The organism is Gorillibacterium sp. CAU 1737, assembly GCF_039888655.1.
GTDB lineage: Bacteria > Bacillota > Bacilli > Paenibacillales > NBRC-103111 > Gorillibacterium.
The window spans coordinates 444,106-470,455 of sequence record NZ_JBDQQO010000003.1; the positions used below are offsets into that span (position 1 = coordinate 444,106).

Consider the following 26,350-nt stretch of genomic DNA (forward strand, 5'->3'; position numbering starts at 1 on the left):
GAGGCGCACCGGCAGGAGGCAGAGAGTTCATGAAAGCATTGGTTCGCGAACATATCCAGCAGCTTGACGTATCCTTGGGCGGAGGCATCGTCTCCGAGAAGATCCGGGTGGATACCATCGACAACCCGATGCTCGTCATCGGGCTGGGCGGAACGGGCATCGATGCCCTGCTTCGGCTGAAGTACCAGATCAACCGTCGTTTTCGGCTGCCGAACGATCCGCTCTCCAAGAAGAAACGGGAGAAGCCGGACAACATTGAATTTATCGGGTTCGAGACCAACGAAGGAGAGCTGCAAAAGAAGTACAAGGGCATCGGCCTCGATCCGTTGACCGAATTTGTCCTGCTCTCGAATGCGGAGATTGGCAGCCTGCTGCAAAACCGCAAGGTGCTGGAGCCGTACATCACCGACTGGCTGTCGCCGGAAATCATCGTCACCGATGGAGTCGGCGGGGCATCCGGCAATCGGCAGACGGGGCGACTTCTCTTGTTCACGAAGATCGTTCAGGTCGTTCAAACCATTGAGAAGAAAATCAAGACCCTCACCGAAGGGACAAACAAGAAGCTCATGGTCTTCCTGCTCACGGGATTGAGCGGCGGCACCGGGAGCGGCGGCTTCCTCGACATCGCCTACATCGTGCGCGGCTTGATGGAACGGGAGTATGCCGATGCGGGCGTTGACAAGGTGAGCCTGCTCGGCTATCTGTTCATGCCGGATGTGAACCTGTCCAACAAGAGCCTGACGGACCACACCCGCGAGTACATCAAGAAGAACGGCTACGCGGCCTTGAAGGAGCTTGACTACTGGATGAACGCGGATGAGCGCGGCGAGCGGTTCAAGCAGCGCTACGGAAATATCCTTACCGTCAATTCTCCTCTGCCTCCGTTCAACCTGGCCCATCTCATCTCGGCGACGAACCTCGATGGCCGTCTCCTTGAGAATGCATATGACTATTGCATGAACGTGACTGCCGAGAACATCACCAACTTCATGGCCATGGAAGAGAAGCAGTCGGGTGAAGAATTCGCCATCCACGACTACATCAGCAACATCCGCAGCAACATCAACCAGATGCCGAAGCCGTATGCGGCCAACTATCAATACAACATCATCGGGGCCTCCAGCGCCGTGCTGCCGATTGAGGAAATGACCACCTACCTCGCCTATCGCCTGTTCCGCAAGATGGAGACGATGTTCCAGGCCGGGCCTTCCCGCGAGGATGTCGAGAAGATCGCGCACAAGCTGGCGCTCGATCCGGCTGCGGTCCATCGCGAGTTCCTGAAGCGCGTGCCAGAGCCCATTCCTGGCTATCAGAACAGCGAGCGGTTGAGCTACACCAACATCATCAAGCAGCAGGCCGTCAGCCTGGATACGGAGTTGGAGCAGCAGTACCTGAGCCGAGCCCGCGAGGAATACATCAAAGCCCGTCGCCAATTGCCGGGTGAGATCGTCGAGCGGTTCACTGAGGAAATCCGCCGCATCTTCCTGAATCCCGAGCAGGGGCCGTTCTACGCGAACCGGCTCATCTATACCAATAAAGGAGCAAGCCTTCTTGAGCTCATCCGCTCCTATATTGAAAGCCTTCGCGAGTCCCTGTACCGCATTCCCCAGGATATCGATGCCGCGAAGGGGGTCTCGGAGCAGCGCCTCGGGGATGCCCGCGATGCCTTCATCTCGAAGGAGAAGAAGAAGGACCTCTACATCGAGGCGAAGATCCAGGAATACGAGCTGTACTCTGACCGCGAGCGGATGGAACAGATGGTCGACTTCTACGAGGATTTGTATCGCACGCTGAACGACCAGAATTCGCGCATCTACTCGGTGTTCACTGAGCTTCTGAATGCGTTGAACGTCATCTTCGAAAAGAACGGCAACATCCTGGCCGAAGGCGAGGAGAACATCGACCACAAGGGCAATCGCACCTACTATTGGAACATCGTGGGCGTGCCGGATGTCGAGAAGGTCATCACCGGCATCATGGACGAGAAGAACGTCCAGGACCTCATCCGCGACTTCACGGCCGGGCTTTTGAACAATGCGGCCAACTGGATCAAGGATTCCGAGGTCGACGTCGTCGGCTCGATCTCCGAGTTCATGACTGACCAGTTCGGCGACCTGATCACGAAGTCGATGGAAGATTTCCTGCTCATCAAGTACGGCAAGGACGAGTCCATTGAGAACATCATGGAGCGCATCATTGCCAAGCGGCTCAACGAGGAGGCCGTCCCGGTCTTCCACCTGAGCAACAGCTCAGGCAGCTTCCATTTCCCTTCGTACGGCTTTGTCTCCGTTCCGGTCAAGGCTCCGAACCTCTACAAGGGCATCAAGAACTTTGAGGCTCATTCGGTCGGGAACTCCCGCTTTACCGTCAAGGAAAGCGAAGTGAAGAACCGCATCTTCTGGCTGAACACCAAGAACGGCGTTCCGCTGTTCTCGTACGCCCCGCTCAAGAGTTATGAGGAGAGCTACGAGAAGACGATTCTGACGCCGGAAGGAACCGGACGCCACCTCGTCCAGACCGACAAGCTGAACTGGGTCAACCTGCCCTCGCCGATTCCTGAGCAATCGTGGGGAGATACGTATCAGAATGATCGGGTGCAAAAGCACAATTCCTACGTGCGCGGGATCTTCGAGGAAGCCGAGCGGCGTCGAGTCGTTCGCGAGAAGTCGACCGATTCCAACACCTCGAACCGCTTCGAGTGCGTGCTGACAAAGCCTTTTGATGCGGAGGCGTTCCTGGCCCGCTTCGATACGCAGCTCACGACGGGGAAACCGAATCTGGGCGAAGTGAAGAAGGCGGCAGCCGAGCTAAAGGGGCTTGTGGAACGGGGCCTGGAGCCGGCGGGAACCCGCGAGATCTTCGGCAGCGTTACCCGTGAGCTCGCGATGGAGAACCTCATTCGTTTCCCTTCCCTCTACGAGGAAATCCGCATCGAGATTGCCAAGCAGACGCAGCTGGAGGAAGAGATCGCCCGGCTGAATGCGGTGATCGATGCCCATCAGAGCGAGGAAAATTGGCTCAGTCGGTTTATCGAGGTCATGTATACGGGAACCATCGTGAAGAGAGGGGCTCAATACGTCTATGACCACGATGCGGACGAGGAAGCCTGGGAGCCGTTCGTGAACCTGCTGCGGGTCAGTAAGTTTGCTGATTTTGCGATCTATGAGAAGCTCCGTTCGCTCGATCCCAAGAAGGTCGCCCTTCTGGATCGCAAGGCTCAGCGCCGCAGCGAGCGCATGACCGATCCGGCCGAGGTCGAGAAGCTGGTTACCACCCTTGAGGTGATGGCGGCTGGCTATCAGGAAGCGAAAGAGACCCTCGACTTTGATCGGGCGGAGCTCGTGAACGGGGAAGAGATGTACCGCTTCTACCGTCAGGCCTCCGCCAAAGTGAACGACATCTGGAAGACCATCAAATAATTCGATTTGGAGTGCGCCAAGCACTCGACCAGCCGCATGCGCGGCTGCCAGTACGGCCGGGCTGTCCGACCCTCGAAGAACGGGGGAGGGGCGGCCTCGGCTTGCTCCCGGAGGATGCATAAGCCGATGCGCGAACGTTTACGGGCATATCTTACGGAATACGACAACCAGACGGACCACGCGGCAGGCGAAGCCGATGAGCAGCGGAGCCTCTACCATCCCCTGCTCTTTCTGTGCATCGGGGATCAGACGGGAGAGGCGCTTCGAGCCGTCCAGCGGCGGATGAAGCGCAAATGCGTGAACAGCTCGGCCATCGTCTATCTTCATCTGTACGAGCACGAGCCGGTGGAGGGACTGCCCGAGGTGTTGGGGATGTCCATCGCTCAAGGAGAGGCGGACCGAATGAACATCCGCCCCGAGCTGTACCGCCGGTTTCTGGAGAACGGCGATACCTTGTCGGAGCTCAATCGGCTCATTCGCCAGGCGGGGGCACGGATCGCGGAGAACGGCCGGCTGTTCGGCAGCTTCGGTCGACTGAGCCTCGCGGTGATCACGCGAGCCGATGATCCGGCTAGCGTCCTGCTTCCCGAGCTGGTGACGCTCACTAAGAGTCTGCTGGGGGAATCCTTCAAGCACATTCACCTCGATCTTTACGCCCTTCTCAAGGAAGGGGAGACCGGGGACGATTACGCCTATTCTTCCTCTCTCGGCCTAAGCTTCCTAAAGGAACTCGACGGGATGCAGGCGCGCAGCTTCCAGCTCAACGAACCCCTGCTTCGGACACCGGATGGCTTCTCGCTCCCGGTGGAGCATGGTCCGTCTCCGCTGTTCGATCTTGTCTATCTTCTCTCTGACAAGGACGAAGCGGGACTTCTTGCTCCAGATGGGCTTGATCGGGCCTATCGCGCGATCGCGAGCCTGTGCCTGCTCAAGAACCGGCGTACGGTCCATGAATTCGATCGCGAGAGCGGTCTGTACAACAACCTTCAATACAAGCAGAGCATCATGAACCCGGCGGTGCCTGACAACGTGTATTCCACGGCAGGGTACGCGGAGGTTCGCCGGCCGAATGCCGCCATTGCCGCCACGGTGCTGCAGCAGGTCTTTCTCCGCTTCACGGAGGAGCTGCAAGCCGCCGGCCGTGTTCCCGCCGCAGAGGCCGCCGAGCGCTTCGGCCTGGACTCTGCCTCGGTATCCCGCATGGCGGAAGGGCTGCTGCCGCCGGAAACGGCGCTCGCCGAGCTGCATTCGCTTCTCTCGCAAAGCACATCGCTTGCCGAGCTGCAACGATTCACGCTCCAGGAAGCGGCGGAAGCCCTCTACGGCGGGCACGACCTCGCCTTCTTCAAAGCCCAGGTCGAGGCACCGGCCCTCGCCAAATTGGCCGCCCTGCCGCTCGCCGAGCTTACCGCTCGCCGCTTGGAGGAGAGAGTAAAGCCGCCCTACAGCTTCTACTCGATCTACCAGTGGACGAATCCTCGCAGCGAAGGCGGGCTTCAGGAGGAGCTGCAGCGCCTTCAGATGGACACGAAGCGGCATTTGACTGCTGCGCGGGAGGAGCTGCAAGCGGTGCTGGACGGCCGGGCGGATCGCCTGCCGGCAGGAGGCTTGCTGCCCGGCGCCCGCCTGCGCCACTTCCGCCGTTCGCTTCTGGAGGCCATCTACCCGCTGCGGTATGGAGTTTTCGCGTTGGAGCTGAAGCTGCACCTGCTCGAACGCTGGGAAGAGGCGCTTGTCTTCTTCCATCGCCAAGCGGCCGAAGAGGTCGAGCGCTGGAGCGAGGTAGCCCTTGCCCTGGAGGAGACTGCGAAGAAGTACGCGGACCCCTTCGGGGACTACCTGAGTCGAAACCTGCCGGAATACTACGGCCTGCAGACGAAGCGAATTCTGGAGGGCTTGGTCGCCCGCCGCGGGGCGGATTTCTTCTTCGACGGGCGATTCTTCGGCGATCCCTCCTCGCTCGTCAAGCAGGGCAGCGAGGCGATCCTGGAGCGGCTCCTTCACGTGTGCGAGAACGAGGTGTTCACAGACGCCGTGTTCCGTCAATCATTCGAGGAGGAGTTGCTGGAGCGGGCGAACGTCGCTGTTCGGTTCGAGGAACAGAACCTGATCCTCCCGAAGGAGGAGCTGTTCCGCGATCTCTACGAACGTCTGGAGAGCGGAGCCGCGATTCGCATCGCTCTGTTTCACTACACGCAGAAGCACCGGTACGAGGAAAAATACTTCTTTGGCGATTACGAGAGCGAATTTATTCGTTATGCCTTCCGCCTGGATCAAGGGAACCGGGCCTATCAGCTCGGCTGCGTCCATGAGAAGAAGACGAGCGGCATCGACAAGCTGACCATCATGGGCGGCTTCCGGCTCGCGGATACGCTGTATGTCCGCCATGCCGACAAATATTATCGCACGTATGTGGAGAACGGCTTCCGCTTTCATCCTGCCGTCCGGGAGCCGCAGGGGGGAGTCTAAATGGTTCGTCGCAGCTTTAGCGCACTGTTGTTTTTGTTCAGCCTCATCGGAGGGGCAATCGGGTTTGGAGCCGGGGAGCTCCTGCTTGCCAAGGTCGGCTCGGAGTGGCCAAACGTCTGGGTTATGGCGCTCTACTTTGGGATTTTGGGCCTTGCCGTCGTTTTCTTCTGTCTCCTGGCGGAGACGATCTCCCCGGAGATTGCCGGTCAAGGCTGGCGGCTTCGCCATTCCTCTTCCGGCTGGAAGTGGCTCGTTCCGGCAGCCTTCGTCATTCTGTTCGCGGCGGGAACGATCTTCCAATTCCTCTATGGCTTCGGACTGGGGCAGCGTCAACCGGCGCAGGACATCGTTCTCGTCATCGACAAGTCGGAGAGCATGCTGAAGACCGATCCGAACCGAGAGAGCGTCGAAGCGGCCCAGAAGCTCATCGATCAGATGGATGGCCACAAACAGGTGGCCGTCATCCTCTTTAACGAACGGCCCGAGCTTCTGCAGCCCCTCACCTCTCTAAGCGGCGAAGCGCAGAGGAAAGAAGTCATCGCGAGCTTGGATCGGTACCAGGCTGCCGGGCAGACGGACATCGCGGGCGCGCTCCAAATGGCGATGGAGCAGCTTGATGCGCGGACCCACTCCCGCAAAAGCATGGTGATCCTCATCTCCGACGGCTACAGCGAGGTAAACATCGCCTCGGCCACCGCTCCCTTTCATGCGAAGGGCATCGCGATCCATACGATTGGCATGAAGAATACGCAGGTCGACGCGACGCAGCTCTTGCGCAGCCTTGCTGCAGAAACCGACGGCAGTTATCACGGCATCGGCAGCGCCGAGGAGCTGTCCGGCGTATTCACGAAGATTTACGACCTGAACCGAGGCTGGCATCTGATGGGGGAACGCTCGGCTGACGGAGGAGACAGCCTCTATTACCGCTTCCTGCGCATCCTGCTCATTGCGGGCATCGGCTCCTTCATCGGGCTGGCGCTCGGCATCGTCTTCGATAATCGGCATCTGGCGAAGAGCTTCACCCTGGGCGGCGCGATCGCCGGCTTGTTCGCCGGAGCAGCCGTAGAAGCCTGGATGGGACTCGGCATCGCACCGGGAGTTGGACGATTTATCGGCGACCTGCTTCTCGCTGCGATATTAGCGTTATCCCCCTTCCTGATCCCCACCAAGAGGCCGGGAACGACCGGAGGCAGCAACCCGCTCGACCGAGCGGCACACCGCTCAGGGGGCGGCTACGGCCGCCCGGGCAGCGACAGTTTTGATAGAGGGTGATGAGAGTGACAGATTGGGAATGGGCTGCGGACGTTCCGGCCGAGCTCGCGATCACCAGAGCGGAATGCCGCGTGGAGGAGCGGGAAGCGCGGCTCACGTGGAATTGGCCGAAGGGCCTTCAGTTCGTCTATGTGTATGGGTTTGCCCCTTCCGGGGAAGCGGATTCCTGGAGCAGCACGCTGCCTGCACGGGAGCAGCTCAAGCTTTATACCCGCGAGGAGTACAAGGCGAATGGAGGCTACCGCCTGCATCTCGACCGCTTCGGCCTCTACGCATTCCGGATCTACCCGGCGGTACGCGAAGAGGGGACGATCCGTACCTTTCCCCAGCAAGAGGAGGGCAACGAGGCCCTCTTCAGCATGGGAAAGGCACGGATTCAAGTGGCGGTCAAATACCGCGGAACGCTATTCTCTAAAACCCGGATCGCCCGAATGACGGTGACCTCGGATGTCGTTGTCCCAAAGGAAGCGCTCTGCTACGTGAAGAAAACCGGCAGCTTGCCGCTCCATAGTCAAGATGGAGTCGCTTATCCGCTGCTTGAGGATTTAGAGCCTGGCGTTAACACGCTGCCTGATATTGAGATCGGCAAAGAAGATTGGATTCGATTGTTTTTTACGGACGGGAAACGGTATGGGGAAGGGTTCGACCTGATCCATAGCTAATGCTTGTCTAACGCACACGTAAACAAGGAGGCCATCCCATGCTGAAGGCGCTGAGGGGCTTGTTCCAGAAGACTCCGGTCAAGGTCAAGCCGCCCTATTACGACATCGTCTGCCCTTATTGCTTCAGCAAGTATCACCCGGACGCCGTGCTGTTCCGGGCAACGCATGACCGGCAGGACGACCCGGAATACCGATTGCAGGAGGACGAGGAGCTCGACCGGTACCGAGCCAAATTCAATCTCGATTCAACTGGTGATCTGGAAGCCGTCATCGCGCCCGCAACCATTCCGGAGGAGCACAAGCTCTTTGTGGAGGAGGTGCTGGTGGGCATCGTTGACAAGCACGGGGAGACAACCCGCCGCCGCATCTGCCCGAAATGCCACAATGAGCTGCCGATTTCGGCCGGCAAGGTGCCGAGCAACATCATCTCGATCATCGGAGCGACATCGGTCGGGAAGTCCGTCTACATGACGTCCCTCATCCACACGCTTCAGCAGGTGACGGCCGCAAACTTCGGAGCGGCGTGCATTCCGATGAATGCGGATATCAGCCGCCGCTTTCGCACCTATTACGAGGAGCCGATCTTTGAACAGGGACGCATGCTTAGTGCGACCCAAAAGATCGAGAAAATGGAGCCGTTCATCTTCAATTTCGTCTTCAAGGACGAGAGCCTGCCTCCGCTGACGCTCGTTTTCTTTGACGTAGCGGGGGAAGGGATGACAGACCGCACCTACCTCGACATCTATGCAGCTCACATTCAGAATTCGTCCGGAATTCTGTTTATGGTCGACCCCCTGCAGATTCGCACGATCCGGGATCGGCTGCTGCTCGCACTGGGAGAGGGCAGCGGCGATCTCGCCGCCCGCCACGCCGAGCCGCGGGATGTCATCATCACCCTCTTCGAAAACTTCATCGGCCACAACGAGAAGGGGAAGACCGATATCCCGACCGCGATTGTCCTGACCAAGAGCGACATGCTCCAGCACCTCAAGGAGGAGCAGGGAGCCTACATCGATACCAATAGCAATGTCTTCCGCAATGTGGTGCATGCCGGTCACCTGGACCTGGCAGAGTTCTCCAACATCGATGGAGAAATTCGCCGCTTCCTCGAGAAGGTAGATCGCCCGTTCAAGGATGCGGTCGATGTTTACTTCAGCAACACGGCCTATTTCGCCGTGTCCGCCTTGGGGAGCAACCCGGTCAACAAGCAGGTGGAGGGTGTCGTTTCTCCCATGCGCGTGGATGAACCCTTCGTTTGGCTCCTGCATAAGCTCGACTACATCGAAGGGAGAGAGACCCGATGACGGAAGCGAGCATTCAGCAGCATTACTACACCCGCGGTCGAGAGGGCTTGTTTCAGGGAGGGGAAGGCTTCGATACGGTTGCGAAATCCACCGGTCTGGAAGCCTCCTTCATCCGCAAGACCCTTCATCCCTACTGCCTTTACATAGCGCCGCAGGAGCTGATTCGTCGAGGGGAGACGGACCCTTCCAAGTACCCGGAAGCCCTCACAGTCTTTCCTGCGGAGACAGGAGAGCTCGTCATCGGACGGGCTGTTTTCTCCGGATCGGATTTCACCGGACAGCGCGAGGCCGTCTTTATCCATCAATACATCGTTCCCCGGTCTCTCCGGGATGACTTCCTGCAACAGCCGTCTTCCTTTCTTCATATCACCTCATTCCGCGACCGTTACGATGAGAACGAGGGCAAGGAGCTGCCAGAACTCGAAAAGCTGCCTCACCGGGACGCGCCTACTCCCGATGAACGCGATGCCCTGCTCGCCCGCCTCGGTGTTGGCGAGCCGATCTTCAAGGCATTGCTTGCCGCTATCTTTACGGCTCTTTCTTCCAAGAAGAAGGTGTACATTGCGCTGGATGCGGAGATCGGGGAGAGCGCCCGTCTTGCAGCAGATCTGCTTGACGTTCTGTACGTCGGCCTGCCGCTTGAAATTCGTCGGCAATTCGGCTTCACCACATATAACAACGAGCCCCAAGCCAAGAAGGGCATCGATCTGATGTTCGTGGAGAAGACGAGCCTGCGGCCCGGGGACCGCGTGATGGGCAAGGATCTGGTCTTCGACTTCCCGAATGGCCGGTTTCCCGCCCCTGAGCCGGGCAGTCATTCCTCGTTCCTCGATCTGGCTTGGGCATGGCGAAATGAGCCGGACAAGCTGGAGGATTTCTATGATTTTGCCCGGGAAGCACTGGCGGGCATGGGGAAGGCTGATTCCGTATCCCTCTCGGCCTATCAAGAGCTGGCGACGGCTTACCGGACGAGCTTCGGGGACCTGGAGCCGTATAGACGTGACAAGGGAGAGCTTGTGGCTTCTCTCGTCCGCTACCTGAAGGCAGGCGGGCCGGAAAGCAAGCCCCGGGTCAATGAAATTCTACTTGCTCTGCTTCGTCAGGAGCAGGGCGAGGCAACGCCGGCCCCCCTTCCGCAGGGTGCACTGTCGGCATTCATGGCTTACTATGACCTTGCTCCCGATGACCATCGGGAGGAGGTTGCGGCGGCCATCGTCGATTTCCTGGAGCGAGCAGCCTCCGCCCCATCCTCGCGAGACCTCAAAGGCAAGGACGAGCCCTCTGCTATGGCCGAGGCAGGAGAAGCGCTGCGCAAGCATGCCGACCTGCAGCGACTCGTCTACGAGCGCACGGGCCGAGATGTCCGCTATTCCGCTCTGCAGGAGGTCCTGCTTGCCGATCGGATGAACCGGGTCAAGTCGGTGAAGGAGCTGCAGGAGGAGATCGTCTTCTGGGCAACCCATTCCTTCGACTCTCTCGGGCTTCCCTACTTCATCGAACAGTTCCGGGACAAGCTGCGCCGAACCCTGCAAAAATCGGGTGATCAAGCAGTGGCAGGGGAGAGCCTCTTCCACTTTTGCTCGCAGCTCTACAAAGCCCATTCAAGCCGCAGAGGGTTTGGAAGCTTCTGTGACGCCCTGGAGATAGAGACGGCCCGGGTTGTTCTGGACGCGATTACGCTCCAAACGGCAACCTACGCGGAGCTGATGCAGGGCAATTATCTGTGGGCCGAGGAAAGACTGCTGACCGGTGTAGGCTTGACCGAGGAGCAGCTCGACAAGCTGCGCCTCTTGAGCGGCGTCTACGAGGCTATGGTCAATCTCGGCCCGTCAGCAGCCCTTCGGCCCGACAAGCCGCAGAATGCAGACAGTCGGGATTCCTATTCCGGGAAGCTCCTGCCGCCAGTCGGGACGAACAGAGAAGGCATGGAGTCTCCTGCTGCGTCTTCCCCGCAGCCGACGGACGGCACTCCGCGCTTCCCTTGGGAGCGGTACGGAAACAAGGAGCTGGCTCAGATTCAGGAGCTCGTGCGCCGCTTTTTGAAGGCCAGGGTTCACCCGGCTCAGTATGGACCGCTGCTGTTTGCCTTCACGGATTACAAGGTGAGCACCGGTGGAGAGGACAAGCCGATCTCCTTCTTTGACCTGCTGACTTTCGTAGGCAGGGAGACGGAAGGGACGGATGGCTTGGATGACTTCCTGCTCTGGAGCTCGACGGAGCCTGCTTTCCGCGATGCAGGGGGAAGGATGCTCCGGCCGGCATACCGAAACGCCCTTCGGAAGTATTTCACCGAGGTGGACCGCAGAGGCCTCAAGGATCGCAAGCGATACCGCGAGCTGACGGATGAATCGCTGCCCAAGGAGTTTCGCAAGGTCATCGCGAGCATTCGCGAGGAATCGGGGAATCCCGCTCTGCGGTTCCTGAAGAGGCATTCGCGGTCCCTGACCCTGTGTGTGCTGGTCCTCGCACTGGGAACCGCGGCTTACCTCTTGATCGGTCAATCGGGCAAGGGGGAAAAGCCTGCCTCCTCCCCGTCACCTGTCCTGTCGCCCTCTCCGACAAGCACCGACTCCTCGTCGCCCTCTCCGGACGCGAGCGGCAGCCCGTCTGGATCTCCTGGAGCAACTGCGACACCGGCTTCCCCAAGCCCGTCCGGGTCGACAAGTCCCCAGACGGAGAGCGCCAGCCCATCGCCAAGTCCAGCCAGCCCGTAAGCGGTAGGAGAGAATGACAAAAACCGTCCCTTTTTCGGAAGAGCGTGTTGGCAAACACGCTCTAGGGGAAGCCTCAAAGGCTTCTCCTCCGAAAGGGACGGTTTTTTTCAAGACTTTACCCAGCAAGCATGGTTAGACGGGAGAAGGAGCCTTCCACCTCTTCAGCTTGGGGAACAGCTCGGCCATCGCCTTCCGTGCCGTTTCTTCATTCGGGTACGGATTGCTGTTGGAAACGTGGGGAATGCAGGATTCCATCATATACAAAAAGGAAGCGGTCAGCAGCCTGTCCGCTTCTTTGCGTTATTTTGACTATGAGGAGGGGGTGGCATACAGGGCGACTATTTGTGCAGCCTCCTTTTGTAACTCCTTGCGAAGAGAAGCAGGAGACAGGACCGTGAGATCGGAGCCGAACGAGAGCAGGATGGAGACCATCCATCGATCAAGCGGCCAGGTGCAGATCAATTCTACGTCTCCATTCTCCAGAGGGTGAATGAGCTCGGATTCGAACAGATCATAGACGCGCATGAGTGCCTGCGGACGAAACCGCAGGTGAAGGGGGACAGGGGGCGCTGCGGAAGCGACAGGCCCATCCTGCTCTGCAGCGGAGGATTGACGCTGTTCGTTCTTTTCACGAATGAATCCTTCCGGCAAAACGGTCAAATCTGTGATTCGGGAGAGACGAAAAAGACGATGATCGCTCCGAAGTCGGCACCAGCCCGCCAAATACCAGCTGCTTCCCCGGAAGTGCAGCGCCATCGGCTCCACGCGTCGAACATCCAGCTCATTCTTGGTATTGATATAAGCAAGCTCCACTACATGTCGGGAGCGAATGGCATCTCGCAGCACGGCAAACCGCTCGTTGGCCCGACGCGGTCCCCACCCGTTCAGGTCGACGCGAAGCCAATCATCGGCTTCCCGAGGGCCGAAGAGCGCGGACAGCTTGGAGAGCGTGCTCCCGGCATCGATTTCATTGCTTTCGGCGAGACCTGACAGCAGGGTGAGCAGGAGCCCTTTTTCCGAATCGTTGAGGAGAACACGAGACAGGGAATAGCCTTCCATCAAGCGGATGCCGCCCCCCGCTCCTTGCGAGGAATAGATCGGAATGCCCGCCATGGACAGATCCTCCATGTCGCGGCGAATCGTTCGCGACGAGACCTCGAACTGCTCGGCCAAATCGCGGGCCGTCGACTTCTCGTGGGCGAGGAGATGCATCAGAATGCCGAGTTGGCGATGCAGCTTCATCGCGTCATCTTCCTCCTTGCCGAGTATTTTCGTTCAAGCGGCCACCCGGTTCCCCAAACATCAGGCTCCCTTGGCGGCAGTCAGTGGCTTCAAGGGAAGCCGGATGGTAAAGCTCGTCCCCTGTCCTTCGGTGCTGGTGACGTCGAGTTTGCCTCCGTGGTCTTGAACGATCTTTTGCGAGATGGAGAGACCCAATCCCGTACCGGTCTGCTTGGTGGTGTAGAACGGATCGAAGATTTTTTTGATGTCGGCCTGACGGATGCCTTTTCCGGTGTCCGTAAGCACCACATGGACCCAGCCCTTGCTGCTGTAAAGGCGGATGGTGACCTTGCCCGGCTCGTTCATGGCTTCCAGCGCGTTTTTCACCAGATTGACGAACACCTGCACCATTTTATCCGCATCCATGTGGACGAGGAGATCCTTGGAGAACTCCGTATAAAGAATTTGATGGCCCAGGATCCGGGCTTCCGCCTCCGTCAGCGAGATCACCTTTTGCAAGCAATCATGCATGGGACTGACGTTATAGCAAGTAATCCGCGGCTTGGAGAATTCGAGGAACTCGCCGGTCAGCTCGGTCATGCGCTCCACTTCATTCCAGAGAAGATCATACCAGGGCTTGATCGTATAATTCTGGGATTTTGACAGTTGCAAAAACCCCTTGATTGTTGTAAGCGGATTGCGAATTTCGTGGGCCATGCCGGCGGCGAGCTCTCCCATTACCTTGAGCTTTTCCGATTGATAGAAGGTGGTTTCGCGCTCGATTTGTTCGATCAGTTGGTTCTTTTCCCGCTCGGTCTTGATGATGTATTGGATGATGAATACCACGGCGAGCGAGGTCAGGAAGTCCGAGATGACGGCAAGGAAGTTGTACTTGGTAACGTCCATATAGGTCAAACGGGCCGAAGTATACAGCAGGATGGTTCCAAACCCTACCGCGATGGAGATGTACATTCTTTTGATTGGGTACAGCACCTTGCTGAGCAGGATGATGTAGAGCGAGTAACACCAGTTCAACTGGGAGTAGTAATGAAAGACGAACAAAAGGGCGTACTGCAAAATGGAGAAGAGAACGATCTTCTTGGGGTAGCGAAGATCCGAGAACATGCTCAGGATGAGCAACAAGCCGGCCCCGATCAGCATGGGGCTGTTCAGGCTCTTATCCAGTGTGATGGAGGAGTACATCACGAACACCACATAGAGCGGAAATACAGCGTAATAAATCAGTCGGGAAATCATCGTAGCAACTCCATGTGTTAGATTTTGGAACCGATCACCTCTATTTCGACATTTTTCTCGGAGATTCCTTCTTTTCCAATTGAGGAATCGAGAGATTGAAAAAAGGGGCAAATGTCACAGCCGGAAGGAGGTCTTTTTCCACTCCTCCCGACTGAAAAGGAGGGCGTGGGCGAGCACGTCGGGCCCCCACTTTTCGAGAAAGGAAGCGGCTGTTGCCAGGACCTGAGCCTCCGTTCGTCCATGGATCATCCCGTACAGGTTATAGGGCCAATCGGGGTAGGTCTTTCGTTCGTAGCAGTGGCTGACCTCGGGAAGTTCGGCCAGCCACTGGCCAGCTTCCGCCACGCGGTGCGGCGGCAGCTGGCAGACGAACATGCCGCCGGCGACATACCCGGAGCGGCGGTGCTGAAGAACCGCTCCAATCCGTCGCAGTGCGCCGAATTCGGCCATGCGGCGCAGCCGGAGCAGGGCTTCCGTGCGGGAGCAGCCCGCCTGGCGGGCGAGCTCTCCATAAGGGTCGGGGCAGAGGGGGAAATCCTGGGCAAGGCGGAGCAGGGCAAAATCTACCTCGTCCAGAGTCTCCTTCTGAGCGGCTTCGTTCATGCTTGTTTCATCCTTCCATGTCGAGATAGACTTTCAGCTTGAAAACCTGCTGCGAGGGAAATTCATAGAGCTGGGGAGCTTCCGCACAGTGAAGGATTCCTTTCAGAATACGGGTCTTCTCCTCATCACAGGAGGCGGACAAGGTAAACCAGAGGTTCAGCCTGCCGTCCCGGCGGTAATTGTGGGTGACCAACGGATGCCGATTGATTTCGGAGACCGCCAGGGCCATGCGATCCTCCTTAACCTCCAGCGCGTACAGCCCGCTCACATAGCCGAGCCGGGAGGGGTGAAGCACGGCGCCCAAACGCCGGATGACACCGAGAACAACTGCCTTCTGCAGCCTCTCCAAAACCTCTTCTACGGAGAGACCCAGGCTTCGTCCGAGGTCACCGTACGGATCCTCCGTAAGCGGAATGCCTTGCTGGACGAGATTGAGCAAGCGGCGGTCGAGAAGCTCGAGTTCATCCCGTTCATCAAGCGTACAGGGGCCTTCGGGCTCATGAGGGAAACCATTCATCCGGAGTGAGCCTCGCTTTCATGGCAGCGAGATTTGTAGCACCATGGTTCCTCCGCCAGGTAATCTCCCTCATGATAGGCATAGGCCCGAGCACGGCAGCCGCCGCATAATCCAATGTCGGAGCAGGAGCCGCAAGCCCCCCCGTAACGGCTAAAATCTCTCAGCTCCTGGAAGACGAGGCTTTCCCTCCAGATCGATGGGAACGATTGCTCCCGCACGTGACCCGTTCGAATGGGCAGATAAGGGCAGATGTGCACCTCTCCATCCGGCAAAATGCAGCAGTACGCGGTCCCCGCCAGACAGCCTCTCGTATAGCGCATCGGAAGCTCCATGTCACGGGCCATCGGCAAAAATTGCGGAGCGCAGGTCGGCTTGATCTCCAGCCGGGAGCGGCTGCTGCGATCAAGCACCATCTGGAGGACTTCAAAATAGCGGGACTTGCGAAGCATCTCGTCCTCGATCGCGACCCCTCGGCCGGTCGGCACGAGGAAGAACGGATGCAGGGCGTTCACTCCCAGTTCCTCGGCCAGGTCTGCCACAGCAGTGAAGTGAGCCGCATTGTCCTCGGACAGGGTCATGTTCACCTGGACGGTCAATCCGGCCTCCTGGGCATGGCGAATGCCTTCGATCGCCAGCTGCCAGGCATCCTCCTGCTGGCGGAACTCATTGTGAAAGGAAGCGTTGTGGCTGTCCAGGCTGATGGCTGCCCCTGCGAGTCCTGCTTCTTTGAGCTTTCGAGCCATCCGGTGAGTCAAGAGGGTCCCGTTAGACCCGATGGCCGTACGGAGCCCCAGCGAGGAGGCGTGCTCGATCAGCGTGAGGAGGTCCGGGCGGAGAAGCGGCTCGCCGCCGCTCAAGATCACGAGCCGAAAGCCCGCCTCGCGGATGCCGGCGAGGAGCTCCTTCCCTTCCGCGGTGGAGAGTTCGCCATCCGTCGACACGCCGGGGCCGGAGCTGCGGTAGCAGTGCTTGCAGGAGAGGTTGCAAGCCTTTGTCACGTTCCATGAGATCAGCATGTTCCGCTGCCTCCTGCAGGCCAAGCCGGGATCGTCTGCCGCTCTTGATCGCTCAAGTAGCAGGAGGGATCCTCACCCCAGTAATCTCCGCTGGCCATAGCCCGAGCACGGAAGTTGCCGTTGCACAGATCGAGCGAGGGACAGGCCTGGCAGCGTCCCTTCAAGAGCGGACGGCGGTCGCGAAGCGAGACGAGCAGCGGCTCGGCAGGGTCCGACCAGATGGCGCTGAAAGGGCGCTCCCGGATGGAGCCCAGCGCCTGCGTCTGATCGCGGCTGAATTGATCGGGGTAGACCATGCCTCGCGCATCAACACAGCCGAAGGCGATGCCGGAGCGATTCCCGCCGTTGTTGTAGAGAAGGGAGAGGGCTTGGTCGGCTTCGGCAGGCCGATGCTGCCGAATGTAATGGTAAAGCAGCACGTTGTCGGCATGGTTGTCTACCGTCAGAAGCTCGGTGTGGACACCGCGCCTCTGAAAGTCCTGCACGGCGCGGATGAGCCGCAGGACGGCCTCTCGGGCTTCCGCGGCGCTGACGTCCTCGGCCTGAAGCTCCTTCCCTCTGCCGGTATAAACCAGGTGATAGAAGCAGGCGCGCGGAATACCTTCCTCCTCGATAAGCTGTAAAATGCCTTCGAGGTCGGGCAAGGTATGCCGGCTCAGGGTGTAGCGCAAACCCACCCGCTGCCCGGCCTCTCGACAATGACGAATGCCCTCCAGCGCCAGCTGGAAGGCGCCCTCCCTGCCGCGGAAGCGGTCATGCTGGGCCGCCAGTCCGTCTAGGCTGACGCCGACATAACCAGTTCCCGCTTCTTTCAACTGCATCGCGATTTCCCGGGTAATCAGCGTGCCGTTCGTAGAGACAACGGGCCGAATCCCCCTATCCGCCGCGTACCGGATCAGGACGAGCAGGTCCTCGCGCAGGAGAGGCTCCCCGCCCGAGAAGAGCAGGACCGGAACGCGGAAGGAAGCGAGATCCTCGATGAACGCGAGCGCTTCCCGGTGGGTGAGCTCGTTCGAATCGCCGGACGGGGTCGCGTTCGCATAGCAATGGCGGCAGCTCAGGTTGCAGGCGCGGGTCGTATTCCACACCACCACCGGGCCGCGGTCGGCGGATACTCCTTTCTCGGCATGCCGCGCATGCGAGGAATAGCGAAGAGCGTCTCCTTCGGTCGAAGCCCCCGTCAGCAAGCGTGTCAAATTAAGCATGGGCACCCTCAGCCTCCCTATCACTTGTTTCTTAAGCATGCTCTCTAGTATGGGCAACCAATGGAAAAATATTGAAGCCAATTGTGAGCAAAAGGTGAAGCTCCCGTTCGAAGGAAGTGGGCGCGGTGAAAGCGGGTTCCCTGTCCATTCTGCAGTTTGCTACAATGAAGACAGGGGAAAGGCCCCTCGCGGGCCATGGATAGTAAGGAAAAGACGGGAAAAGGAGAGTTGTCCTTTGGAATTGAAAGCGATTCAACAAATGACGGAACGCATTCGCGGCAATGTAGCCAAGGTCATGGTAGGCAAGGAGGAGGCGGTGGAGCTCCTCATGGTCGCCCTCATTACGGGGGGGCATGTTCTCCTGGAGGATGTTCCCGGGACGGGAAAAACCCTGCTCGCCAAAACCATCGCCCGCTCGCTCGCGGCAAGCTTCAAGCGGATTCAGTTCACTCCCGACTTGCTGCCCTCCGATGTAAGCGGAATCAACTTTTATAATATGAAAAGCGGAGAATTCGAGTTTCGCGCCGGGCCTCTCTTCGCGAACATTGTCCTGGCGGACGAAATCAACCGGGCGACGCCGCGTACTCAGTCGAGCCTTTTGGAAGCCATGGAGGAGCAGCAGGTGAGCGTGGATGGCGAAACGCGCCTGCTCCCGGCTCCCTTCCTCGTCATCGCCACGCAGAACCCGGTAGAGAACCAGGGCACCTTCCCGCTTCCCGAGGCGCAGTTGGATCGATTTCTGTTGAAGCTGCCGATGGGGTATCCGAGCACCGACGAAGGGATTGAGCTTCTGCGCCGCTTCAAAGAGAACAATCCGCTCGCCCTTATCGAGCCGGTTGCCGAGAACCGAGACTTGCTTGCCGCGCGCAGCGCGTACACCCGCGTTCGGGTCAGTGACGAGCTTCTGCGTTATCTCGTCGAGATCGCCGAGAAGACGCGCGTTCATCCTGAGCTGTCTCTCGGGATCAGCCCCCGGGGAACGCAGGCCCTTCTTCGGTCAATTCAGGCGCTTGCCGTGATCCGCGGCCGCGATTATGTACTCCCCGATGACATCAAGGAGCTGGTGAAGCCGGTCTTTGCCCACCGGCTCGTCCTCAAGAGCCGCATGAAGGGACAAGGGGAGCGGGCGGAGGCTATTCTGGAGCGCATCCTTGCGGACACCGCTGTTCCGGCGGAAGCCGGCGCCCGGTAGAGGGGCAGGGAATGGGAATCAGCACGTTGTTGCTTGCGGCAGGAATGGTCATCCTGCTGCAGATGCTGCTCTTTCGCAAGCGAGCGCTCAAGAAGATTGCGTACTCGCGGGAGTTTAACCGAACACATTGCCATGCGGGTGAAGAGGTGGAGCTGATCGAGACGCTCACCAACCGAAAGCTGGTGCCGCTGCCCTGGCTGCGCGTGGAATCGATGATTCCCGCCGGCTTGGTCTTCCGCCGGCAAGCCAACCTCGACATGTCGAGCGGGCAGCTCTATCAAAACCATAGGAGCTTGTTCAGCCTCATGGCCTATACCCGCATTGTGCGTACCCACCGGGTTCACTGCGAGGCGAGAGGGTTTTACCACCTGAACAGCGTCACCCTGTCGGCAGGCGATCTGCTGGGCATTCCCGCGGGGGTGAAGGTCCTCTCCACCTCCGCTGTCCTGCTGGTCTACCCTCGCCTGGTGGAGCTGTCCGGCGTGGAGATGGAATCGAGCAGCTACCAGGGGGAAGTGTCCGTCCGCCGCTGGCTGATCGACGACCCTTTTCTGGTCAGCGGTGTGCGGGAGTACCGCTACGGCGATGCCTTCAATCGAGTGAATTGGAAGGCGACGGCGAGGAGCGGTAGACTGCAGGTGCATGAGCGGGACCATACCGCAGATCCTCATCTTGTCCTGCTCGTCAACCTCGAGGTAGGGGAGCATATGTGGGGGGCGGTCACCGACCCGACGATGGTCGAACGGGGATTGTCCCTTGCCGCTTCCCTTGCAGCGGACGCCATCCATAAGGGCATGACGGTTGGATTTCAGTCAAACGGCTGGCTGATCGACGGAGAGAAGGAAGCGGTTCGTATCGAGGCCGACGGGGGAGCCGAGCAGCTGACCCGGCTGTTTGAGGCGATGGCCAAGCTGGTCATCGAGGTTTCGGCGCCGATGGATGTTCTTCTGGAGGAAGAAGTGCTGGCGAGCCGCTCCGGCATCGACTATGTGCTGTTCTCCTCCCATCGCTCTCCCAAGCTGGAGAATGGCATTCAGCAGCTGATCGCGAACGGAAATTCTGTCAGTTGGATTCGGCTAGACCCAACGCCGCTGGAGGAGAGGGGAGAGGACACCCATGAACCGCAGGAATCGCAGGAATCGCATGAAGCCTGGGGCTAAGCCGGAGGCTGAGCACGAAAAGCACCGCCTGGATTGGCTGATTCGCAGGGGCAGGCGGACCCCAGCTGTTCTCTGGCAGCTGGGGTTGGAGATCCTTTACCTTCTTCCGGTTGTGATGTATGTCTATCGCCGCTTCCAGGAACGACTCCCCTCCTTGGATGGACTTCCGCTGATTCAAGTGGCCGGGCTCTTCCTTCTTCTCGGCTATGTAGGTTGGTTTTTTGCGGGAGGAGTCGGGTTCTGGCGGGCGCTCCTTCAGCTCGTTTTCACCGCATTCACCGCATGGACTGCCGCTCATTTTGCCGCGCCGGAGCTTTCTGCTGTTCTGCTGCTGGCTTTTGTCGGCTTTGCAGCCGCCCTGCGCGGGAGAGCGCTCCGCCACCGGCAGCCGTCGGCTTCCTTTGAACCCACGTTCGCGCTGGTCGGATTGCTCTCCTATGCCCTTCTACCGATCTTCGTTCGGCTCGACCCGGGAATCGCCGATCAGCGAGCGAGGTTAACGCTGCTGGGTGTGGCCCTGCTGGGTATCCTTCTCTTTCGGGTAGGGAGAGCCAACCTGATGGCGGCCGAGCAGCGCCGCAACCGGACCTCTGCGCCAGCCCTGCGTTGGAAAAACCGACTTTGGGCGGCGGTGGTGTTCGGGCTGTCGCTCCTCGTCGGATTCCTACAGCCGATCTTTGTTTTTCTACGTGAAGGCTCGCGCACCGTCTGGGATGCGCTCGTCCGCTTCTATTTGCTGCTCCTGCCCGGAGGCCCAACGGAACCCGCTCCGCTGCCCAGTGCTCAGCCTCCGATGGTTCTTCCTTCGATCGAACCGGAGAAGAGCCGCCCATTCTGGGACGTGGTCGAGCTCATCGCCCGGTATGCGTTCCTTGCGGCTGCCCTGCTGCTCATCGCTTATGCTGCTTATCGGGGGGGCCGCCGGGTTCCGGCCGATTGGCGCAAGCTGGTTGCTTTCCTGAAACGAAAGCTGGGCGGCTCCAAAGAAGAGGACGAGTCGGAAGGATACGTGGACGAGAAAGAGTCGGTGCTGGAACTGTCCGAAGCACCGCGACTTCTCTTGTCTCGCTTAAAGAATTGGTTTCGAGAGCGCACACGCCGCGATGAGCGATGGAGCGAAATGGCCGATTCGCGGGAAAAGATGCGCTACCTGTATCGGGTAGCCGTGGAAGGAGCGCGCAAGCGGGGCTATCGTCCAGAGAAAGGGAAAACCCCGCTCGAAATAGGCTGGGAGCTGGAGAACATGCCCATGGGTCATCCCGGGTTCCCGGACCTGGCGGCCGGATACAGCTCGGTTCGGTATGGAGAGAAGCAGCCGGACGAGGAGGAGCTGGAACGGCTGGCGAATGATATGCTTCCCCAATCTCATAAGAGAGCAAAAGGGGCAAAATAGCTAACATGACAATGACACAATCAGGATGGATTCGGAATCCAAATCTGTAAAACGGAACGGAATGAGATGTAGGCGCTTTCGCTTTTTATTGAGCGAAGGCGTCTTTTTTCATTTTTGCTGATAGATAGGGGTTTTTATTCTATTGTCAAATTGGATTTATTCTTAATGATTGGAAAAAATTATAACACAATAGAGTTTCTTTTATTGGATGAATTCACTTTTTGTTCAAGGTTCTATCTAGCTGAGGAAGAAGGTCCATGTTACTATAGATAACATTAAAATCATCGTGCTAATACGTTGAAGCAGCGTGGCGGCAACACCAAACACAGACAAAGACCATGAATTGAGAGGGTGCCTGATGGACTATCACATTCAGCAGTTAATCAACGGAATATCGGTGGGCAGCATCTATGCTTTGATTGCACTGGGCTACACCATGGTGTATGGAATCATCAAGTTGATCAACTTTGCTCACGGTGACGTCTTCATGGTGGGGGGCTTTGTCGGCCTTTTCTCGACGCAGATTCTTGAAAAGTTCCTTCCTCCGGTACCGATGTTTCTTGCCGCACTCATCATCTCCATGCTCTTCAGTGCCGTTCTCGGTGTCTTGATCGAACGTCTCGCTTACCGGCCCCTTCGAGGAGCGTCTCGCATTGCCGTGCTTATCACCGCTGTGGGCATGTCCTTCCTCCTCGAATATGTCATGATGGCCATCGTCGGTCCGCAAGCCAAAGGCTATCCGGGCATCATCGCTAAGAAAACCTTCCACCTCTACGGAGAGATTCAGATCGATTCCAATCAGATTATGATCCTCGCCGCTACGATTGTGTTGATGCTCGTCCTCGTGTACATCGTCCACAAGACGAAGACCGGCAAGGCGATGCGCGCCGTTTCATTCGATATGGAAGCAGCCCGGCTGATGGGCATCAATGTCGACCGAACGATCTCCGCGACCTTCGCCATCGGCTCTTCCCTCGCGGCTGCAGCCGGTGTCATCTTCGGGATGACGTACAGCTCCATCGATCCGCTCATGGGCATCATGCCCGGGCTGAAGGCATTCGTCGCTGCCGTACTCGGCGGCATCGGGAGCATTCCCGGTGCTCTCGTCGGCGGGCTTTTGCTCGGGACCATTGAAACCGAGGTCTCGGCAAACGGCTTCTCGACCTGGCGGGATGGAGTCGCCTTCCTCGTCCTGATCTTGATCCTCATCTTCCGGCCCTCCGGAATCTTCGGCAAAAACATCAGGGAGAAGGTGTAGGCTCATGCCCATTTTACGCAAGCTCGGAACGTTCTGGACCTTTCTCGCCTCTTCCTTTGTCATCTATGGCGTCATTCAGCTCCTGATCAGCACGAATGCGATTGGAGATGTCGCCAAGACGACGATCATCATGATCGGCATCAACATCATCCTGACCGTCTCGCTCAATCTGATCAACGGTATTACCGGTCAGTTCTCACTCGGGCATGCGGGCTTCATGTCGGTCGGCGCTTACGTTTCGGCGATCATGACGCTCGATTTCAACGTCCCCTTTCCGCTGGCCCTCCTGATCGGCGGAACAGCAGCTGCTGCGAGCGGCGCTATTATCGGGATTCCCACCTTGCGGCTCAAGGGAGACTATCTCGCCATTGCTACCCTCGGCTTTGGGGAAATCATCCGCATCATCTTCCTCAACACGGAGTATGTCGGCGGGGCGGCAGGCTTGAGCGGCATTCCGAACAAGACCACCTGGTTGTGGCTCTTCCTGTTCACCCTCCTCAGCGTCATCATGATTCAGAACTTCATTCGCTCGAAGCACGGCCGCGCCTGTATTGCCATCCGCGAGAATGAGATCGCCGCAGAGGCGATGGGCATCAACACGACGACCTACAAGGTGATCGCCTTCATGATCGGCGCCTTCTTCGCCGGGATCGCCGGCGGCTTGTCCGCTCATTTCTTCTACGTCATCAGCCCGTCCAGCTTCGGCTTCATGAAATCGTTCGAAATCCTACTCATGGTCGTGCTCGGCGGCCTCGGCAGCACGAGCGGCGCAATTCTTGGAGCGATCGTGATCACCCTGCTCTTTACTGCACTTGCAGAAATGCCGGAGCTTCGAATGATCATCTACTCCGCATCGCTCGTCCTCATGATGATTTTCCGCCCTGGCGGCTTGCTGGGCACCAAAGAAGTGACCTTGTCGTTTTTGAAGAAAAAGGAGGGGAATCCGCATGATATCGCCAGCCGTTCTGCTTAACGTCAAGGAAGCGAGTCGTCAATTCGGAGGAATCCGCGCCTTAACTGATGTATCCATCCAGCTTCGTACGGGGGAACTGATCGGTCTGATCGGGCCGAACGGAGCGGGCAAGACGACGTTATTCAACCTTCTCACCGGTGTCTATGAGCCGTCCCGAGGGGAGATCACCCTGAACGGGCAATCCATCGGCGGCAAGAAGCCCTATCAGATCTGCCATAAGGGAGCGGCCCGCACCTTCCAGAACATCCGCCTGTTCGGCGAAATGACCGTAGCGGAGAATATCAAGATCGCTTATACCCAGCACGCCAAGTATTCCATCTGGTCCTCCTTCTTCCGACTTCCGGGCTATCTGCGCGGGGAGAAGGAGATTGAGGAGAAGACCGACGAGCTGCTCGCCATCTTTCGTCTGTCCGAGCACAAGGATGAAAAAGCGAAGAACTTGAGCTACGGAGCCCAGCGGCGCTTGGAGATAGCCCGCGCCTTGGCGGCTCGGCCCAAGCTGCTGTTGCTGGATGAACCGGCGGCCGGGATGAACCCCAATGAAACCCGGGAGCTGATGAACCTCATTCGCTGGATTCGGGAGGAATTCGACCTCACCATTCTGTTGATTGAGCATGACATGTCCCTCGTCATGGGCGTCTGCGACCGCATCTATGTGCTGGACCAAGGAAAGCTGATCGCGGAAGGAACACCGGATCGCATCCGGAACAACCGCGCGGTGATCGAAGCTTATCTCGGACAGGAGGCCTAGTCAGCATGCTCAGAGTCGACAACATCGATGTCTACTACGGGGCGATTCATGCCTTGAAGGGCCTCTCCCTGGAGGTCAACCCGGGAGAGATCGTCTCCCTGATCGGCGCCAACGGCGCCGGCAAATCGACCCTGCTCAAGACGATCTCGGGCCTGCTCAAACCCAAAACCGGAGACATCCGATTTCTGGACAGGCCGATTGCCGGCTGCTCCGCGCAATCGATCGTCAGCCTTGGCCTCATCCACTGCCCGGAGGGACGGCGGATCTTCGCCAACATGAGCGTGGAGGAAAATTTGGAGCTCGGCGCTTACCTGCGCAAAGATAACGAAGTGGCGAAGGACATCCGAAGCGTCTACGAGCGTTTCACCCGGCTGGGGGAGCGGCGCAAGCAGCAGGCGGGGACGCTCTCCGGCGGCGAGCAGCAAATGCTGGCCATCGGACGCGCGCTCATGAGCCGACCGAAGCTGCTGCTATTGGATGAGCCGTCAATGGGGCTGGCTCCGATGCTCGTGCAGGAGATTTTCCGAGTCGTGGAAGAGATTAACAAGAGCGGTACGACGGTCCTTCTCGTCGAACAGAACGCGAACCAAGCGCTGAAGATTGCGCATCGCGCCTATGTGCTGGAGACCGGCAAGATCGTGCTGAGCGGGACGGGTGCAGAGCTGTCCCAAGCGGAAGAGGTTAAGCTGGCCTATCTGGGCCATTAACAATCATGAGGGGGATAAGGGAGGATACCGTATGAAGGCAGGGAAGATGACCATTTTGGCAGCTGCGCTCGTTCTGGCTATCAGTTCGACGGGCTGCGGAAACAAAAAGGCCAGTGACAGCGGAGACATTCTCATTGGGGCCAACTTTGAAATGACCGGGGGCGTCGCTTCCTTCGGTAACTCCGCACTGAACGGCGTCAAGCTGGCCGTCAAGCAGATCAACGAGAACGGCGGCCTTCTCGGAGGGCGCAAGCTGAAGGTGCTGGAAGCGGACAACGCCTCCAAGGCCGATGAAGCGACTCGCGCTGCACAGAAGCTGATTGCGGACGGGGCCATTGCACTCGTGGGTCCGGTCACCACCGGCAACACCATGGGAGCTGTTCCGGTTGCCCAAGAGAAGAAAATCCCGATGATCGCACCGACGGCCACGGCGGTGAAGGTCACGGTGGACGAACGCTCAAGCAAGGTATATGACTACATCTTCCGTGCCTGCTTCATCGATCCGTTCCAAGGCCAGGTCATGGCGGATTTCGCCTTGAACGAGCTCAAGATCAAGAACGCCGCCATCTACGTGAACTCGTCCAGTGACTATTCCAAGGGCTTGCAGAAGTTCTTCAAGGAAACCTTCACCAAGGGCGGTGGTACGATTGTGGCCGAGGAATCGTTCCAGGAGAAGGACACGGATTTCAAGGCGGTGCTCACGCTGCTGAAATCCAAGAACCCGGAGGCCATCTACGTACCCGGCTACTACGAAGAAGTAGGCAAGATCGTCAAACAAGCCCGCGAGCTCGGCATTACTGTGCCGATCATGGGCGGCGACGGCTGGGATTCGCCGAAAACCGTTGAGATCGCCGGCAAGGAAGCCCTCAACAATACCTTCTTCTCGAATCACTACGCGCCGGACGATACGTCCAAGGAAATCCAAGACTTTGTTACCTCCTACAAGAAGGAATACGGCGATCAAACCCCTGACGCCCTGGCGGCACTTGGCTTCGACTCGGTGAAGCTTTTGGCAGACGCCATCACCCGCGCCGAATCGACCGATCCCAACAAGCTCAAGGACGCCCTGGCGGCTACGAAGGACCTCAAACTGGCTACGGGCTCCGTAACGCTCAATGCGACCCATGACCCGGTGAAATCGGCCGTCGTGCTCGAATTCGTCGACGGAGTCCAAAAGTTCAAGGCGAAGATCGATCCGAAGTAATCAAGCATCGCCTGAGCGAAAAGCACTACGATAGCACCTCTCGAACCCGACTC

At 58.5% G+C, this 26,350-nt stretch carries 21 protein-coding genes; 14 read left to right on the plus strand and 7 right to left on the minus strand.

Going from position 1 to position 26,350, the window contains the following annotated elements; translation table 11 throughout:
- The first annotated feature begins 29 nt into the window (after nt 1-29).
- The 6 genes from AAFN83_RS09425 (at nt 30) to AAFN83_RS09450 (ending at nt 11,840) form a co-directional block, all read left to right on the plus strand.
- A complete protein-coding gene (locus tag AAFN83_RS09425) occupies nt 30-3,419 on the plus strand; it encodes a tubulin-like doman-containing protein (protein WP_347768734.1) in 3,390 nt (1,129 codons plus the stop codon).
- Between the two features lie 126 nt (nt 3,420-3,545).
- On the plus strand, nt 3,546-5,888 hold the full coding sequence (locus AAFN83_RS09430) for a hypothetical protein (protein ID WP_347768735.1): 2,343 nt from the start codon (nt 3,546-3,548) through the stop codon (nt 5,886-5,888).
- On the plus strand, nt 5,889-7,160 hold the full coding sequence (locus AAFN83_RS09435) for a vWA domain-containing protein (protein WP_347768736.1): 1,272 nt from the start codon (nt 5,889-5,891) through the stop codon (nt 7,158-7,160). It abuts the gene before it with no gap.
- Nucleotides 7,161-7,165: 5 nt separating this feature from the next.
- Nucleotides 7,166-7,822, plus strand: coding sequence for a hypothetical protein (locus AAFN83_RS09440; RefSeq protein ID WP_347768737.1), 657 nt, complete (start codon nt 7,166-7,168; stop codon nt 7,820-7,822).
- 38 nt (nt 7,823-7,860) lie between these two features.
- A complete protein-coding gene (locus tag AAFN83_RS09445; RefSeq protein WP_347768738.1) occupies nt 7,861-9,126 on the plus strand; it encodes a TRAFAC clade GTPase domain-containing protein in 1,266 nt (421 codons plus the stop codon).
- Nucleotides 9,123-11,840, plus strand: coding sequence for a GAP1-N2 domain-containing protein (locus AAFN83_RS09450; RefSeq protein WP_347768739.1), 2,718 nt, complete (start codon nt 9,123-9,125; stop codon nt 11,838-11,840). Before AAFN83_RS09445 ends, AAFN83_RS09450 begins: the two co-directional genes overlap by 4 nt.
- A 132-nt stretch (nt 11,841-11,972) precedes the next feature.
- On the opposite strand, the gene AAFN83_RS22120 is transcribed toward AAFN83_RS09450, so the two are convergent.
- The 7 genes from AAFN83_RS22120 to AAFN83_RS09480 form a co-directional block, all read right to left on the minus strand.
- Nucleotides 11,973-12,098, minus strand: coding sequence for a zinc ribbon domain-containing protein (locus AAFN83_RS22120; RefSeq protein WP_481810498.1), 126 nt, complete (start codon nt 12,096-12,098; stop codon nt 11,973-11,975).
- Between the two features lie 51 nt (nt 12,099-12,149).
- A complete protein-coding gene (locus AAFN83_RS09455; protein ID WP_347768740.1) occupies nt 12,150-13,082 on the minus strand; it encodes a helix-turn-helix transcriptional regulator in 933 nt (310 codons plus the stop codon).
- 60 nt (nt 13,083-13,142) lie between these two features.
- Complete coding sequence (locus AAFN83_RS09460) at nt 13,143-14,318, minus strand: two-component system sensor histidine kinase NtrB (RefSeq protein ID WP_347768741.1); 1,176 nt, start codon at nt 14,316-14,318, stop codon at nt 13,143-13,145.
- 114 nt (nt 14,319-14,432) lie between these two features.
- A complete protein-coding gene (ahbB, locus tag AAFN83_RS09465) occupies nt 14,433-14,921 on the minus strand; it encodes a siroheme decarboxylase subunit beta (RefSeq protein ID WP_347768742.1) in 489 nt (162 codons plus the stop codon).
- Between the two features lie 7 nt (nt 14,922-14,928).
- Nucleotides 14,929-15,438, minus strand: coding sequence for a hypothetical protein (locus AAFN83_RS09470; RefSeq protein ID WP_347768743.1), 510 nt, complete (start codon nt 15,436-15,438; stop codon nt 14,929-14,931).
- A complete protein-coding gene (locus tag AAFN83_RS09475) occupies nt 15,435-16,454 on the minus strand; it encodes a radical SAM/SPASM domain-containing protein (RefSeq protein WP_347768744.1) in 1,020 nt (339 codons plus the stop codon). Before AAFN83_RS09475 ends, AAFN83_RS09470 begins: the two co-directional genes overlap by 4 nt.
- Nucleotides 16,448-17,659: a radical SAM/SPASM domain-containing protein gene (locus AAFN83_RS09480; protein WP_347768745.1), complete on the minus strand. Its 1,212-nt coding sequence runs from the start codon at nt 17,657-17,659 to the stop codon at nt 16,448-16,450. The genes AAFN83_RS09475 and AAFN83_RS09480 overlap by 7 nt, the downstream gene beginning before the upstream one ends.
- A 235-nt stretch (nt 17,660-17,894) precedes the next feature.
- Between AAFN83_RS09480 and AAFN83_RS09485 the strand changes: the two genes are divergently transcribed.
- The 8 genes from AAFN83_RS09485 to AAFN83_RS09520 all read left to right on the plus strand — a co-directional run bounded on the left by AAFN83_RS09485 (nt 17,895) and on the right by AAFN83_RS09520 (nt 26,297).
- Nucleotides 17,895-18,851, plus strand: coding sequence for an AAA family ATPase (locus tag AAFN83_RS09485; RefSeq protein ID WP_347768746.1), 957 nt, complete (start codon nt 17,895-17,897; stop codon nt 18,849-18,851).
- 11 nt (nt 18,852-18,862) lie between these two features.
- Nucleotides 18,863-20,011, plus strand: a complete 1,149-nt coding sequence (locus tag AAFN83_RS09490; RefSeq protein WP_347768747.1) for a DUF58 domain-containing protein — start codon at nt 18,863-18,865, stop codon at nt 20,009-20,011.
- On the plus strand, nt 19,968-21,404 hold the full coding sequence (locus tag AAFN83_RS09495) for a DUF4129 domain-containing protein (protein WP_347768748.1): 1,437 nt from the start codon (nt 19,968-19,970) through the stop codon (nt 21,402-21,404). Before AAFN83_RS09490 ends, AAFN83_RS09495 begins: the two co-directional genes overlap by 44 nt.
- A 358-nt stretch (nt 21,405-21,762) precedes the next feature.
- A complete protein-coding gene (locus AAFN83_RS09500) occupies nt 21,763-22,662 on the plus strand; it encodes a branched-chain amino acid ABC transporter permease (RefSeq protein ID WP_347768749.1) in 900 nt (299 codons plus the stop codon).
- A 4-nt stretch (nt 22,663-22,666) separates the two neighbouring features.
- Nucleotides 22,667-23,635 carry a branched-chain amino acid ABC transporter permease gene (locus AAFN83_RS09505; protein ID WP_347768750.1) on the plus strand — a complete coding sequence of 323 codons (969 nt, stop codon included), beginning with the start codon at nt 22,667-22,669 and terminating at the stop codon, nt 23,633-23,635.
- A complete protein-coding gene (locus tag AAFN83_RS09510; RefSeq protein ID WP_347768751.1) occupies nt 23,610-24,386 on the plus strand; it encodes an ABC transporter ATP-binding protein in 777 nt (258 codons plus the stop codon). Before AAFN83_RS09505 ends, AAFN83_RS09510 begins: the two co-directional genes overlap by 26 nt.
- A 5-nt stretch (nt 24,387-24,391) precedes the next feature.
- Nucleotides 24,392-25,093: an ABC transporter ATP-binding protein gene (locus tag AAFN83_RS09515; RefSeq protein WP_347768752.1), complete on the plus strand. Its 702-nt coding sequence runs from the start codon at nt 24,392-24,394 to the stop codon at nt 25,091-25,093.
- A gap of 31 nt (nt 25,094-25,124) precedes the next feature.
- Nucleotides 25,125-26,297 (plus strand): ABC transporter substrate-binding protein, encoded by a 1,173-nt coding sequence (locus AAFN83_RS09520; protein ID WP_347768753.1) that lies wholly within the window; start codon nt 25,125-25,127, stop codon nt 26,295-26,297.
- Nucleotides 26,298-26,350: the final 53 nt, after the last annotated feature.